Source organism: Acinetobacter equi (assembly GCF_001307195.1).
GTDB lineage: Bacteria > Pseudomonadota > Gammaproteobacteria > Pseudomonadales > Moraxellaceae > Acinetobacter > Acinetobacter equi.
Window position 1 is genome coordinate 556,262 of record NZ_CP012808.1, and the last position, 13,745, is coordinate 570,006.

General features: G+C 35.8%; 11 protein-coding genes. 4 read left to right on the top strand and 7 right to left on the bottom strand.

Annotated elements, in window-relative coordinates:
* Nucleotides 1-148: 148 nt before the first annotated feature.
* Complete coding sequence (locus AOY20_RS02645) at nt 149-1,198, top strand: AAA family ATPase (RefSeq protein WP_054580430.1); 1,050 nt, start codon at nt 149-151, stop codon at nt 1,196-1,198.
* A gap of 71 nt (nt 1,199-1,269) precedes the next feature.
* Here the strand turns inward: AOY20_RS02645 and AOY20_RS02650 are convergent, their stop codons facing one another.
* A complete protein-coding gene (locus AOY20_RS02650) occupies nt 1,270-1,683 on the bottom strand; it encodes a PH domain-containing protein (RefSeq protein ID WP_054580431.1) in 414 nt (137 codons plus the stop codon).
* Nucleotides 1,684-1,853: 170 nt separating this feature from the next.
* On the bottom strand, nt 1,854-2,768 hold the full coding sequence (gene lpxO, locus AOY20_RS02655) for a lipid A hydroxylase LpxO (protein ID WP_054580432.1): 915 nt from the start codon (nt 2,766-2,768) through the stop codon (nt 1,854-1,856).
* A 463-nt stretch (nt 2,769-3,231) separates the two neighbouring features.
* Here lpxO and fadB point away from each other — a divergent pair, with 463 nt between their 5' ends.
* The 3 genes from fadB (at nt 3,232) to AOY20_RS02670 (ending at nt 7,390) form a co-directional block, all read left to right on the top strand.
* A complete protein-coding gene (gene fadB / locus AOY20_RS02660) occupies nt 3,232-5,385 on the top strand; it encodes a fatty acid oxidation complex subunit alpha FadB (protein ID WP_054580433.1) in 2,154 nt (717 codons plus the stop codon).
* Between the two features lie 12 nt (nt 5,386-5,397).
* Entirely contained in the window at nt 5,398-6,570 is a 1,173-nt protein-coding gene (fadA, locus tag AOY20_RS02665; protein ID WP_054580434.1) for an acetyl-CoA C-acyltransferase FadA, read from the top strand.
* Between the two features lie 109 nt (nt 6,571-6,679).
* Nucleotides 6,680-7,390: a YidX family protein gene (locus AOY20_RS02670; RefSeq protein ID WP_054580435.1), complete on the top strand. Its 711-nt coding sequence runs from the start codon at nt 6,680-6,682 to the stop codon at nt 7,388-7,390.
* A gap of 106 nt (nt 7,391-7,496) precedes the next feature.
* On the opposite strand, the gene astE is transcribed toward AOY20_RS02670, so the two are convergent.
* Genes astE through AOY20_RS02695 form a run of 5 tightly spaced genes read right to left on the bottom strand, consistent with a single transcriptional unit; the run spans nt 7,497 to nt 13,593 of the window.
* Nucleotides 7,497-8,468 (bottom strand): succinylglutamate desuccinylase, encoded by a 972-nt coding sequence (astE, locus tag AOY20_RS02675; protein ID WP_054580436.1) that lies wholly within the window; start codon nt 8,466-8,468, stop codon nt 7,497-7,499.
* A gap of 27 nt (nt 8,469-8,495) precedes the next feature.
* Nucleotides 8,496-9,836 (bottom strand): N-succinylarginine dihydrolase, encoded by a 1,341-nt coding sequence (gene astB / locus AOY20_RS02680; protein ID WP_054580437.1) that lies wholly within the window; start codon nt 9,834-9,836, stop codon nt 8,496-8,498.
* Nucleotides 9,823-11,328: a succinylglutamate-semialdehyde dehydrogenase gene (astD, locus tag AOY20_RS02685; RefSeq protein ID WP_054580438.1), complete on the bottom strand. Its 1,506-nt coding sequence runs from the start codon at nt 11,326-11,328 to the stop codon at nt 9,823-9,825. Before astD ends, astB begins: the two co-directional genes overlap by 14 nt.
* The gene (gene astA / locus AOY20_RS02690; protein WP_054580439.1) at nt 11,328-12,365 is read right to left on the bottom strand and encodes an arginine N-succinyltransferase; all 1,038 of its coding nucleotides are present in this window, start codon (nt 12,363-12,365) and stop codon (nt 11,328-11,330) included. Before astA ends, astD begins: the two co-directional genes overlap by 1 nt.
* A 10-nt stretch (nt 12,366-12,375) precedes the next feature.
* Entirely contained in the window at nt 12,376-13,593 is a 1,218-nt protein-coding gene (locus AOY20_RS02695) for an aspartate aminotransferase family protein (protein ID WP_054580440.1), read from the bottom strand.
* Nucleotides 13,594-13,745 lie beyond the last annotated feature (152 nt).

The following is a 13,745-nucleotide window of genomic DNA, read 5'->3' on the forward strand; positions in this document are numbered from 1 at the left end:
CTCCATTTTCAAGCCCATTTCTTTATATTGAAGCAACGAAAGGTTTAAACAATCAAACTATCGCTAAAAACTATCAGTTTTAATATCTGAATTTGCTATGCTCAACATAATGAAAATAAACTAGAAATTAAGCTAAGGATTTCATTTTATGACGAATACCCATCATGCCTTTCATGTTATTCAGCCTACTACATCTATACATTCATCAGCTGAAAAGAATCGCTTGATTGGTCAACCGCGGTTTCATTTTGAACCTCAAGTCGTCATGCAATTATTGCGTACACGTATTATTGGACAAGATGCCGCATTAAATGAAATTGAAAAAATGCTGCATGTCGTTAAAGCAGATTTTTCTAGTCCTGATAGACCATTATCTGTCACGCTCATGCTCGGACCTACAGGTGTAGGAAAAACTGAAACTGTTCGTTTAATTGCCGAAGCAATTTATGGTCGCCCAGATGCTTTTTGTCGTATTGATATGAATACCTTAGCTCTAGAACATTATGCTGCCGCACTCACAGGTGCTCCTCCCGGTTATGTCGGTTCAAAAGAAGGTCATAGTCTATTTGATGAAACTGCAATTAATGGTAGTCATACACGACCAGGCATTATGCTATTTGATGAATTAGAAAAAGCATCTCCTGAAGTCATTCGTGGATTAATGAATGTTTTAGATACAGGAAGACTGACATTAACTGCGGGAACAAAAACGATCGATTTTCGTAACTGTATGATTTTTATGACCTCAAATGTTGGCGCTCAAGCGGCTCAACAATATTTAGATAAACTTAGCTTTTTGCCGCAAAAATTACAAAATTTATGCCTGCAACGTGTACCAACAAAAACTATTATCACCAAAGTTATGCAACGAAAATTTGATCCTGAATTTTTAAATCGAATTGATCGAACATTACATTATCAGGCTGTTTTAGAAGATGCTCTTCCGCGCCTCATTCATATTGAATTAGAAAAACTCAATAAACGCTTACAACATCAGAAAAGAACTGTTGAATTAACAACGGCAGCCCAAACTTATTTTTATCAAGGACATGATATCCGTTATGGTGCACGACATTTAGCTCGAAAAATTAGAACTGAACTAGAACCAATTTTAGCTGTTTATTTTCTTAATTTTCCAGAGAAAAATCATGTTGTAATTGATGCTAAAGATGGCAATTTAACTATCAAACCTGAATAAAAATATAATCTTTCCTTTTATATTTTCTCATGAATACGATTGAATATAAAAGGAAGTTTATTTTTATAGAATTAACTCAAATTTAAATCTAATGCTTTACAAAATGCCTGCTTATTTCTTGGAGCAACAATAATAAATTTATCTTTTCCATTTTGAGTATATTCAAGTTTTAAGCGATCTAGAGATAATGCTGGTGAAGCAACAGAATTTGTTGTCGTTTCAATTTTATGGATTTGTTCCAACGGAATCTGCCATTTCAAAAACATACATTTAATGATTAGTTTGCCATTATCAATTACATAGCGTGTATTTATAGCAGGCCACCAAATAATAAAAATTGTTAAAATATACGTTGCCGTATGCAATGGATAAGCTGAAATATTGCCCTTAGCTTGCATTGATAACAGCAATTGTATAAGAAGCCCTGTCATACAAACTAAAAAAGCCAAAACCCACCAGTCTATTTTTGAATGAAATTTTTGCATTATTACCCCCTCTTAATAACATAATATTTATCATAATATTTATCATCCATATATATGATATCCGTAACCATATTTTCATCATTTCCATAAATATATCTATTACAAACACCTCACTATATTTTTTCAATATAAATAAAAAAGCGCCCTTACGGACGCTTTATAAAATAATTTTAAAATACATAAGGACGTATAAAAATAAGGAAGAAAATACCTAACATTAAGAACCATTTTAAGAAGTAATAAAGTTTACGGTTCGTTTGCTTTAATGCTTTTGCTTTAATACGAATTTGGTAAATATATCCAAATGCTTTATTCAGACCACCTGTTTGATCTCCTGCTTCATTCGGAGAACTTGCAGCAGTCATTACTTTACGACCAAACCAATGGTTAAAACGTTCCATCAGCTTAGATTTTAAAGGACGCTCAACATCGGCAAAGAAAATAATACGGTTTTGATCTGTGGTATTTTCAGCATAGTGAATATAAGTTTCATCAAACACGACGCTTTCACCATCTCGCCATGAATAACGTTGCCCATCAACATCAATAAAACAGCGATCATCATTTGGTGTCATTAAACCAAGGTGATAACGCAATGAGCCTGCATATGGATCACGATGACGAACCAAACGACTATCTGGTGCAAGTTCAGTAAACATTGCAGCTTTAATAGAGGGTAAAGTCTTTAATAATGCTGTAGTTTTTGGACAAAGCTCTGCAGCTGATGGATGTGCTGAGTCATACCATTTTAGATAAAAACGTTTCCATCCTGTTTTAAAGAATGAGTTAAAGCCAAGATCATCATATTTACTTGAAGCTTTAATACCACCTTGCTCGTATAAAGCTTTTGCTTCATCACGAATCATTTCCCAGTTTTCATCAAGTACTTTTAAATCTTTAAAATATTGAGTATCAATATAAGGCTGATTTGGTACTTTGGAAAAAATGTACATCAAATAATTGATTGGTGCGAGAATCGTCGAGTGATCAAAGAACTGACGATAAAATGAGTGACGTACCTTACCTCTTTGTTGAATATACAACGCAGATAGAATAAAGATGGCCAGAATAATCCACTTAATCATAAATTTACCAAAATAGGTTTCTTTAAATTAGGGTGCCTACCTTTTTAATTAAGCACGGAATTTTATGTGAATTATAACAAATGTTTAAATTTATAAATGGTTTAATTTAGAATATTATTAATACAATTTTGTAATGATTATATATCTTATAAAGATATTTTTATATAAATAAAACTTGAATTATCTTTATATTACCCGATATAAAAATAGTGACACTGATGAAAAACATAAGTTGAAACATATGTTTCAAAATAGCGATATACATCCTTGTCTATTCAACAAAAGATAGCTTAAAAAGAATGCCATCAAGAATAGATGACCCTTGCGTCACGGCTTACGACTAATTTGTTACGTTCTTTTTAGATATAGTTATCGTAAAATTAGCGAAGTAAAAATGTGATTAAATTTCGCACAAACTTCAAAACATCAATTTAGAAGTCCTCCATAATAAGGGAGATCAGGCATGATCCACGCAGGCAATGCCATTACCGTCCAAATGCTTTCGGACGGAATTGCAGAATTCCGCTTTGACCTACAGGGTGAGTCGGTTAACAAATTTAACCGTGCAACACTAGAAGACTTTAAAGCAGCAATTGATGCTGTAAAGACCAATAGTGATATTAAGGGCTTAATCGTAACAAGTGGTAAATCCACATTTATTGTTGGGGCAGATATTACTGAATTTGGTGAAAATTTTGCCAAAGGGGAAGCAGCAATTGTTGAATGGGCTGGGCCAATCCATGATCTTTTCAACTCATTTGAAGACTTAGAAATTCCTAAAGTTGCAGCAATCAATGGCATCGCTCTTGGCGGTGGTTTTGAAATGTGCTTAGTATGTGACTATCGTGTGATGTCTGAAGCTGCAACTGTTGGCTTACCAGAAGTTAAACTTGGCATTATTCCAGGCTTTGGTGGTACCGTACGTTTAAGCCGTGTTATTGGTATTGATAACGCAATTGAATGGATTGCAACATCTGCAAATAAAAAACCTGCTGCTGCACTAAAAGATGGTGCTGTTGATGCAGTTGTTGCGGCAGCTCAATTACAAAATGCGGCAATTGATCTTGTTAAACAAGCAATTGAAGGCCGTCTAGACTGGAAAGCAAAACGCCAAGAAAAATTAGACCCAGTGAAGTTAGATGTACTTGAACAAATGATGGCGTTCAACTCATCTAGAGGTGTTGTCTTAGCAAAAGCAAATCCTGCTCAATACCCTGCTCCAAAACTTCTTCTTGATTCTCTTCAAGCAGGTGCAAGTGTTCCACGTAACGAAGCACTTCGTGCAGAAGCTGAAGGTTTTGCTAAAGCTGCGGTTACACCTCAAGCAGAAGCGCTTATTGGTTTATTTATTAATGACCAAGTTGTTAAAAAAGCCTCTAAAAAACATGAAAAAGGTGCACATCCTGTCAACCAAGCTGCTGTATTAGGCGCGGGTATTATGGGTGGTGGTATTGCTTATCAAGCGGCAAGCAAAGGCACTCCAATTATCATGAAAGATATTGGTAATCCACAACTTGCATTAGGTATGGCTGAAGCGAACAAATTGCTAACAAAGCAAGTTGAACGCAAAAAAATGACACCTGCAAAAATGGGTGAAACACTCGCTCGTATCCGCCCAACTTTAAGTTATGACGAATTTAAAGAAGTGGATATTGTGATTGAAGCAGTGACTGAAAATCCTAAAATTAAAGAAGCTGTACTTAAAGATACTGAAGCAAAAGTAGGTCCAAATACTATTCTTGCTTCAAATACTTCTACAATTTCAATTACACGTTTAGCAAAAGCTTTAGCACGTCCTGAAAACTTTGTAGGTATGCACTTCTTTAACCCAGTACACATGATGCCTTTGGTTGAAGTTATTCGTGGCGAACAAACGTCTGAAGAAGCTGTTGCAACGACTGTCGTTCTTGCTCAAAAAATGGGTAAAACTCCGATTGTTGTCAATGACTGCCCAGGCTTCTTAGTTAACCGCGTTTTATTCCCTTACTTTGGTGCATTTGACCTTCTTCTTAAAGATGGTGCAGATTTCCAACAAATTGATAAAGTAATGGAAAAATTCGGCTGGCCTATGGGTCCTGCTTACCTTATGGACGTTGTAGGTATTGATACAGGTGTTCATGGCGCTGAAGTTATGGCTGAAGGCTATCCTGATCGTATGAAACCAGACTTCAAAGGTTCAATTGAAGTCATGTATGAAAACAAACGTCTAGGTCAAAAAAATGACGTTGGTTTCTATAAATATGAACTTGATCGTAAAGGTAAAAAAGCCAAAGTGGTTGATCCAACTGCTTACGAACTTGTTGCGACTGTTGCAACAACAGAAAAACGTGAATATGACGCTCAAGAAATTATTGACCGTATGATGCTTGCTTTCTGTAACGAAACAGTTCGTTGCTTGGAAGATAAAATTGTTGCTACACCGCATGAAGCAGATATGGCAATGATTATGGGTGTTGGTTTCCCTCCATTCCGTGGTGGTCCATGCCGTTATATCGATCAAACAGGTGTAACTGAATACGTTGCACTTTGCGATAAATATGCGCACCTTGGTAAAGCTTATGAAGCGCCACAAATGTTGCGTGACATGGCTGCTCACAATAAAAAATTCTACGGTTAAGGAGCGACACGAATGGCTACTTTAAATCCACGTGACATCGTTATTGTTGATGGCGTTCGTACAGCCATGGGCAAAAGCAAAAATGGTATGTTCCGCAATGTTCGTGCCGATAGCATGTCTGCGGATTTGGTTCGTGCGCTTGTTGCTCGTAACCAATTCGATGTAAATGAAGTTGAAGATGTAATCTGGGGCTGTGTAAACCAAACTCTAGAACAAGGGATGAACATTGCACGTAACGTTGCTTTACTTGCCGATCTTCCTAAAACAGTTGCAGGTCAAACTGTAAACCGTTTATGTGGTTCTTCAATGCAAGCAATTCATACTGCAGCGGCTCAAATTGCAACTAACCAAGGTGATATTTTCATTATTGGTGGTGTTGAACATATGGGTCACGTCAATATGATGCATGGTATTGATCTTAACCCTGAAGCATCTAAACATTATGCAAAAGCATCTAACATGATGGGCTTAACTGCTGAAATGTTAGGTCGCATGAACGGTATTACACGTGAAGAGCAAGATGCTTTTGGTGTCGAATCTCACCGTCGTGCTTGGGCTGCAACACAAGAAGGTCGTTTTAAAAACGAAATCGTAGGCGTTGAAGGTCATAATGCTGATGGCTTTAAAATCCTTTGCGATATTGATGAAGTTATCCGTCCAGATTCAAATATTGAAGCATTTAGTGCTTTGCGTCCTGTATTTGATCCTAAAGGTGGAACTGTAACAGCTGCAACATCTTCAGCATTGTCTGATGGTGCTTCTGCAATGTTATTGATGTCTGCTGAACGTGCTCAAGCATTAGGTTTAAAACCACGTGCTGTGATTCGCTCTATGGCGGTTGCAGGTTGTGATGCAGCAATTATGGGTTATGGTCCAGTACCTGCAACTCAAAAAGCATTAAAACGTGCGGGTTTAAGCATTGCAGATATTCAAACTGTTGAATTAAACGAAGCTTTTGCTGCTCAAGGTTTGTCTGTACTTAAAGGCTTAGGTCTTTATGAGAAACAAAATATTGTAAACTTGAACGGTGGTGCAATTGCGCTTGGTCACCCATTGGGTTGTTCTGGTGCGCGTATTACGACTACGCTTCTTAATGTAATGGAACAACAAGATACACAAATTGGTTTAGCAACAATGTGTATCGGTCTAGGTCAAGGTATTGCAACAATTATTGAACGTGTTTAATTCTAAGCGCTCATAAATACAAAAGTTGTATAAAAAATCCTCGCTTTTGCGAGGATTTTTTATTACTTTAATATCTATATTTTTAAAATTTATAAATGAACTATAACGAATGAATAAAAACTTTCTTCTATTCGCTTCACTAAGCCCTTTACTTATTTCAGGGTGCGTTTCTAATAATGAAATTGGAAGCAACACTCGTGATTTATTAAAGACACAATATGAATACAACTATAAATGGATAACTATAGTCGAAGATGAGGTTATTGCTTTTGGTCAACCTAAAAACCCATTACCCAATATTCCTGAAGATAGTATTGTCGTAGCTGGTCAAAAATATAGTTATGTAATTACTCAAGGTGGTGCAGCCTTTTTAGCACTTATGAATCAACTTGATACCCAATATATTCAAATAAATCGTAATCTAAACTTTCAAACACCATCTTCAGACAGTAATCAATTTTCTGGAGCTATACAATTTACTTATACTCCTACAAATAGAACTATCAATCCACAAGAACTAGCTCTTTTAAAAAAATATGGTATATCTAATTGTAGTTGCAATAATATTGAAGAATTAGATGACTTAAAAAAATTAACATTTGATATTCAACTTTCAGGAACTATTTATCCTGTTGCAAATAATATTCATTCATTTAAACAATTAAGTAAGCCCTACCAAATTAAAATTCAAAATAGCCAATATATTCCAGAAGAAAAAAAAACTCCTCTAATAGAAAAAATTGTTTTCACACCTTTCGCAATTACGTTTGACATTATTGCTCTACCAGTAAAAGCATTAGGTATTATTTATCAACCTTGAAATTTCTGACTTTTTATAAAATTTGCTATGCCTCTTACAGATTAAATAGAAACTTAATAAATTTAATCTGTATGTTTTACTCCCCTGTACATGTAATTAGATAATCTTATTTAAATTCTTCCAAAATAAGCCCTGCTCTTAAACCTTTTTTCACATGAATATTAGGGAATAAAATACATGTATAATCTTGTTGTGCTATATAATTTCCACTGCGCTGAGCAGCAATTATCTGACCTTGTTCAAAGCTTGAAAAATTAGGTGCATCTTCAGCTAAGTTCAATTTAAAGTCATCATCCTGTTTCAATATTGAAGCAACAACTTTAAATTTTCTAACTGTATTTTTTGTTCGAGTAGGCAAAATATTGTCACTTAAAAGTGCCCTTAAAACACTATTAATTGCATTAAATTGACTTAAATCATTTTGTCCAGAAGGTTTCGCAGCACCTAACTCTAAAGTCACACTTGCAACCTGACTTGCTCTTTGAGTAAAGGACGTGAAGGTATGACCAGTTTCACCATGAAATACCAAAGCATCCATATCTGCGGCATTTAGGCTTCTTAAAACATCTTCGTCATAAGCTTCTTGCTGATATGGAAAAATGGCAAATACAGGCAATAAAGATGATCGAATTGCAGTATGCAAATCATAGTGATAACGCTGAACTTGTGGTTTCGATTCTTCAAAAAATTGCTGAACCAAATGTTCTAATTGTTCTGCTCTTTGTGTTTCTTTTGATTTTTCTAATTGAGCATACTTCCCTAAAAACATTCGGTTCATATCATTTTCAATATATCTTGAACCATTTCGAATTGCATCGGGATTTCCCAATACTAAAAGTAATCTCGTTTTTAAATGTAAATTTCCATTAAAAAGATCATGAAAAATTTGCTCTAAAAGTTCAATTGGTGCAGTTTCATTGCCATGTATTCCTGCTGAAATAACCATTGATTTTTCATAAGATTGCTTGGGTGTAAAACACCATATGCCCTCGCCTAACCATTGCCAAATAAAATTATGGCTTTCACCTTGCTTCTGCAACGGTATAATTTGTTGCAGAATATCCTTTAGAAAATTCATTCTTTTTATACTCAATCCATTCAGCTACTATTTTTGAAAATGGTAAATTGAACCTAAGCCTAAAATTTTTGTAAGTTCATCAAGTGCAGTTCGACTTTCTATAAGCAATAAAGGATCGGCCAAATCTTCCTGAACTAGTCGATCTCGGTAAAACCGATCTACCCAATGATTTAACCTTGTAAATAAGTCATCATTCATTAATATATGTGGATTAATTGCCTGATATTCTTGTTCATTTACAGCAACTCTTAAGCGCAAACATGCAGGTCCACCACCATTTTTCATGCTTTCACGCAAATCAAAAACTTGTATTCGATCTATTGGTGTTCCCATTTGAATCATGTCATTCAAATATGTCCAAACCGCCTGATTTTGTCGTGATTCTTCAGGAACAACGATAGTCATTCCACCATCTTGGCGAGTTAAAATTTGACTATTAAATAAATATGTTGCGACAGCATCTGCAACAGATACTCGCTGTTCAGGCACTTCAATGGCAATTAATTCATGACCAAGCGCGTGCATTTTTTTGCGAATTTCATTTAAAGCATCTGCTTGATTTAAAAATGCGTGTTGATGATGAAATAAAACATTTTGATTACTCACCGCAATCACATCATTATGAAATACGCCTTGATCAATCACGTCTGGATTTTGTTGGATAAAGACTGTTTTTTCTAAATCTAATTGATGCAATCGAGCAATTGCCTGACTTGCTTCTAAAGATTGGCGTGCAGGATAACGCTGTGGTGCAATATTTCCATTTAAAAACTGTTGCCCATAGACAAATACTTGCACACTCGCCTGATCGTATGCACCACCTAAACGGTTATGATTCGCTGCCCCTTCATCGCCAAACAAAGAAACTTCAGGTAATGCAGCATGATGCGTAAAATAACGTTCATCATTAAACATTGCTTTTAGAATTTCTGTTGTTGTTGAATGTTCAATTGAACGATGAAATTTATTATTTAAATTGGCAGCAGTAAAATGAATTCTGCCATCTAAGCTATCTGAAGATGGTGAAATGGTCGCTGCATTTGCTGTCCACATACATGATGCAGAACTTAACGATGATAACAAATCAGGGGCAATTTTTATGGCTTGTTCAATGACTTGTAGATCATCTCCATGAAAACCAAGCTGTCTTAAAATTGGCACATGCGGTCTTTCTTGAGGTGCAAATACACCTTGTTTAAATCCTAAATCTGCTAAGGTTTTCATTTTTAATAAACCTTGCTTAGCTGCCAACTTGGGATTTGACGCATCACGCTTATTTTTAGTAGATGCTTCATTGCCATAGGAAAGCCCTGCATAATGATGCGTAGGACCAACTAAACCATCAAAATTAATTTCATATCCCGCCATCTTCGCCTTCCTCATTCGATTTAAACGTGATTCCAGGCAGTAATTTTTCAGGCAAAACGACCTGTTCACTTTCTAAAGATGCAATTGGCCATGCACAATAATCAGCAGCATATAATGCACTCGCTCTATGATTTCCCGATGCACCAACTCCACCAAATGGTGCTGCACTTGATGCACCCGTAAGCGGTTTATTCCAGTTCACAACACCAGCACGTGCTTCAATCAGTAGACGCTCAAATAAATCTCGTTGCGTGGAGACTAACCCCATCGACAAACCAAATCGTGTTTTATTGGCAAGTGTTAAAGCTTCATCAAAAGTGTCATACCGATAAATACAGGTTAAAGGTCCAAAATATTCAGTATCAGGAAGAAGATTTTTAATCGCTGTAACTTCTAAAATACCCGGTGTTAAAAATGTACTATTGGCATTCGGTTGCGTCATTTTTAACAACGGCTTTGCACCTAAGTGAATAAGATTTTGCTGTGCATCTAACATTCTTTGGGCAGCATTTAAAGAAATTACCCCTCCCATAAATGGCTGTGGCTGTGCATTCCATTTTCCAATTTGAAGCTGACAAGAAACTTCTACAAATTTTTGAATTAGTTCATCCCCCTCCGCACCTGATTTAATCAATATACGACGAGCACATGTACATCGTTGTCCTGCTGAAATAAATGCAGATTGAATCATTAAATTGACTGTAGCATCGGTATCCTGCACATCTTCAATAATCAATGCATTATTTCCACCCATCTCTAAAGCCAATATTTTTTCTGGAGTACCTGCCCATTGTCTATGTAATAAATGACCTGTATCTGCACTTCCTGTAAATAACAAACCATCAATTTCAGGTGAATTTGCTAAAGCTTCTCCTGTTGTTCGTCCACCTTGAACCAAATTTATAACACCATCAGGCAAACCTGCTTTTTGCCATAATTTAATGGTTTCCTCACCTGTCCAAGGTGTTAATTCACTTGGTTTAAATACGATGGTATTTCCTGCAATTAATGCAGGAACAATGTGCCCATTCGGTAAATGTCCTGGAAAATTATAAGGTCCAAAAACAGCCAAAACTCCATGTGGTCTGTGGCGTAAAGAAGCAATCCCATCGGCTAATAGTGTTTGACTCTCACCTGTTCTTTGATGATATGCCTGAATTGAAATTGCCACTTTTCCGATCATGGCTTGAACTTCGGTTAATGCTTCCCAAAATGGTTTACTTGTTTCTTGGCTAATGACACTAGCTAAATGATCTTTACTTTCTTCTAACAATACTTTGAATCTTTCGATAATTTCTAATCGTTCTTGTAAAGATCGTTTTGCCCATATTGGAAAACTTTGACGTGCAGCAAGACAAGCACGCTCAACATTTTCTTCAGTTGCTTCATGCCCTGACCAAATTTCTAATTGTGTAATCGGATCTAATTTTTGCCATTGTAGTCCTGAACCAGAAATCCATTGTCCTCGAATAAATAATTGTCCTTGTAACATTAGCTTCTCTCCCTTGTATGTAGGGCTAAAATACGAACATAATCATCATCTTTTACATTCAATAAATCGGCTTGTTCTTGTGTGATTTCTAAAATATTAATGTCTTTTTCTATTTTGTTATTCAGCAAAATAACTCGATAATTCTGGTAATCATCGTTCGCCATCATATAAGTTGATTCGTCTAGTTGAACTTTAGAAACAATTTGTACCTGAACAACACGGCATAGTTTTACAGCATTTAAATCTTTTATTTCTGCTTCTACCGTTGGACCGCCATCAAAAATATCAATATAACCTCGACACTTTAATCCCTCTTCAAGTAATAACTGATATGCTGGAACGGTCTGTTCATGAACTTGTCCAATTACTTTACGAGCTTCTTCTGGTAATAAATCGACATAAACAGGAAATCTTGGCATAAGCTCTGCAATAAATGCTTTTTTACCAATTCCACTCAAATAGTCTGCTGCTGCAAAATCCATCTTAAAAAAATGCTGTCCTAAGGCATTCCAAAATGGCGATTTTCCTTCGACATCCACATAACCTCGCATTTCAGCAATTAATTTCTTTTTAAAATGTTGCTGGAAAGCTGAAATAAATAAGAACCTCACTTTAGATAAAAACTTCCCATTACAATTCATTCTAAAATCAGGATCTAAAATCAGTGAACACAACTCACTTGAACCTGTTAAATCATTCGATAAAAATAAAGTATCTAAAGTTTTATAAACCTCTAACTCATCCGAAGCATGGACTTGTGTGCCCACATGATAACTATAAAAAGGACTGTCCAAACCAACAGCAACCTCAATCGCACTCAAGCCAACAACACGGTTTGAATCTAAATCTTCAAGAACAAACAAATAACCTTTATCCCCTTCTAATACTTCATTTTTTAATGTTTTACGTGTACGTGTAATTCGCTTAGATAGAATTTCTATATTGACCGGCAATGAGGTAAATCCAACACCTGATTTTTCTGCCAAACAGAAAATATCTTTCAAATCCTTTGCTTCTGCATGCCTAATCATCATCATTGAAAAACTCCTATTTTTGATTTACGAAACAAGCAAGCGCACAACCAAAACGAGTGAGTCCCTCGTAAATATCTTCTTCAGGAATAATCAATGATGGTGTAAAGCGCACAATATTAGGACCTGCAATTAAACTAAATACACCTTCGTCAACACCTAAGTTAACAATTTCTTTTGCTCGATTTGCATATTCTTCTTTTAATACACAGCCTAAAAGTAAACCTTTTCCACGAATTTCTTTGAACACAGAATATTGTTCATTCAGCTTTTGAATACCATCAATAAATAACTGTGAACGTATTGTTACTCCGTCTAAGATTTCTGGACTGTTAATAAGATCAAATACCGCACCAGCAACAGCACATGCAAGTGGATTTCCACCATATGTCGTACCATGATCTCCAACAACAAACTGTTGACCTAATTCTGTTGTGGTGAGCATCGCACCGATAGGAAAACCACCACCTAAAGCTTTTGCTGTTGTAAGCACATCAGGAACAATGCTCGTATGTTGGTAAGCATACAACGCTCCTGTACGCCCCATCCCTGTTTGAATTTCGTCAAAAATTAATACTGCTTTATGCTGATGACATAACTCACGAACACCTTTCAAAAAGTCGTGATCGGCAACAATAATTCCACCTTCACCTTGAATCGGTTCAAGAATAACAGCACATACCTCATCCGTTATCGCAGCCTTAAATGCATCTAAATCATTAAATGGTAAATGCGTAATACCTTCTGGTAAGGGTGCGAAATCTTGAGAATACTTCGGTTGACCACCTGCACTCACTGTAAATAAAGTTCTGCCATGAAATGCATTTTTAAATGCAATAATCTTATTTTTATTTGCATGTCCTGATTGCAGACCAACCTTACGAGCCAATTTAAGGGCAGCTTCATTTGCTTCAGCACCTGAGTTACAAAAAAACACTTTTTCAGCAAATGTATGATCTATGAGTTTTTTTGCCAATTTTAAAGCGGGTTCATTGGTAAAGCCATTCGCTAAATGCCAAAGTTTTTGCCCTTGTTCAAGTAATGCATTTACAGCTATAGGATGTAAATGACCTAATGCATTTACAGCAATACCACCAACAAAATCAATATATTCACGATCATTTTGATCCCATAATCGAGAGCCTTGGCCACGCACAGGAATAGGTTGTGCTGGAGCATAAATTGGCACCATAAATTGATCAAAATCTTGACGACATGGAGAATAATTATTCATAGCTTCCTCTCTATTAATTCATACATTTACTCTGTTTTTATGCAGAAAGATAAAGCTTTGCTGGTTAGAACCATCAATTAAAAAATCAACAAATATCTTATTTTGCTTTCTTTTTTTTAAAAAATACTGATCTATAAAAAATAAATAGTGAG

Bases quoted from the DNA above. Each gene is read 5' to 3' on its own strand.
- AOY20_RS02645 (WP_054580430.1), top strand. From the start codon at position 149: ATGACGAATACCCATCATGCCTTTCATGTTATTCAGCCTACTACATCT.
- AOY20_RS02650 (WP_054580431.1), bottom strand. From the start codon at position 1,683: ATGCAAAAATTTCATTCAAAAATAGACTGGTGGGTTTTGGCTTTTTTA.
- lpxO (WP_054580432.1), bottom strand. From the start codon at position 2,768: ATGATTAAGTGGATTATTCTGGCCATCTTTATTCTATCTGCGTTGTAT.
- fadB (WP_054580433.1), top strand. From the start codon at position 3,232: ATGATCCACGCAGGCAATGCCATTACCGTCCAAATGCTTTCGGACGGA.
- fadA (WP_054580434.1), top strand. From the start codon at position 5,398: ATGGCTACTTTAAATCCACGTGACATCGTTATTGTTGATGGCGTTCGT.
- AOY20_RS02670 (WP_054580435.1), top strand. From the start codon at position 6,680: ATGAATAAAAACTTTCTTCTATTCGCTTCACTAAGCCCTTTACTTATT.
- astE (WP_054580436.1), bottom strand. From the start codon at position 8,468: ATGAATTTTCTAAAGGATATTCTGCAACAAATTATACCGTTGCAGAAG.
- astB (WP_054580437.1), bottom strand. From the start codon at position 9,836: ATGGCGGGATATGAAATTAATTTTGATGGTTTAGTTGGTCCTACGCAT.
- astD (WP_054580438.1), bottom strand. From the start codon at position 11,328: ATGTTACAAGGACAATTATTTATTCGAGGACAATGGATTTCTGGTTCA.
- astA (WP_054580439.1), bottom strand. From the start codon at position 12,365: ATGATGATGATTAGGCATGCAGAAGCAAAGGATTTGAAAGATATTTTC.
- AOY20_RS02695 (WP_054580440.1), bottom strand. From the start codon at position 13,593: ATGAATAATTATTCTCCATGTCGTCAAGATTTTGATCAATTTATGGTG.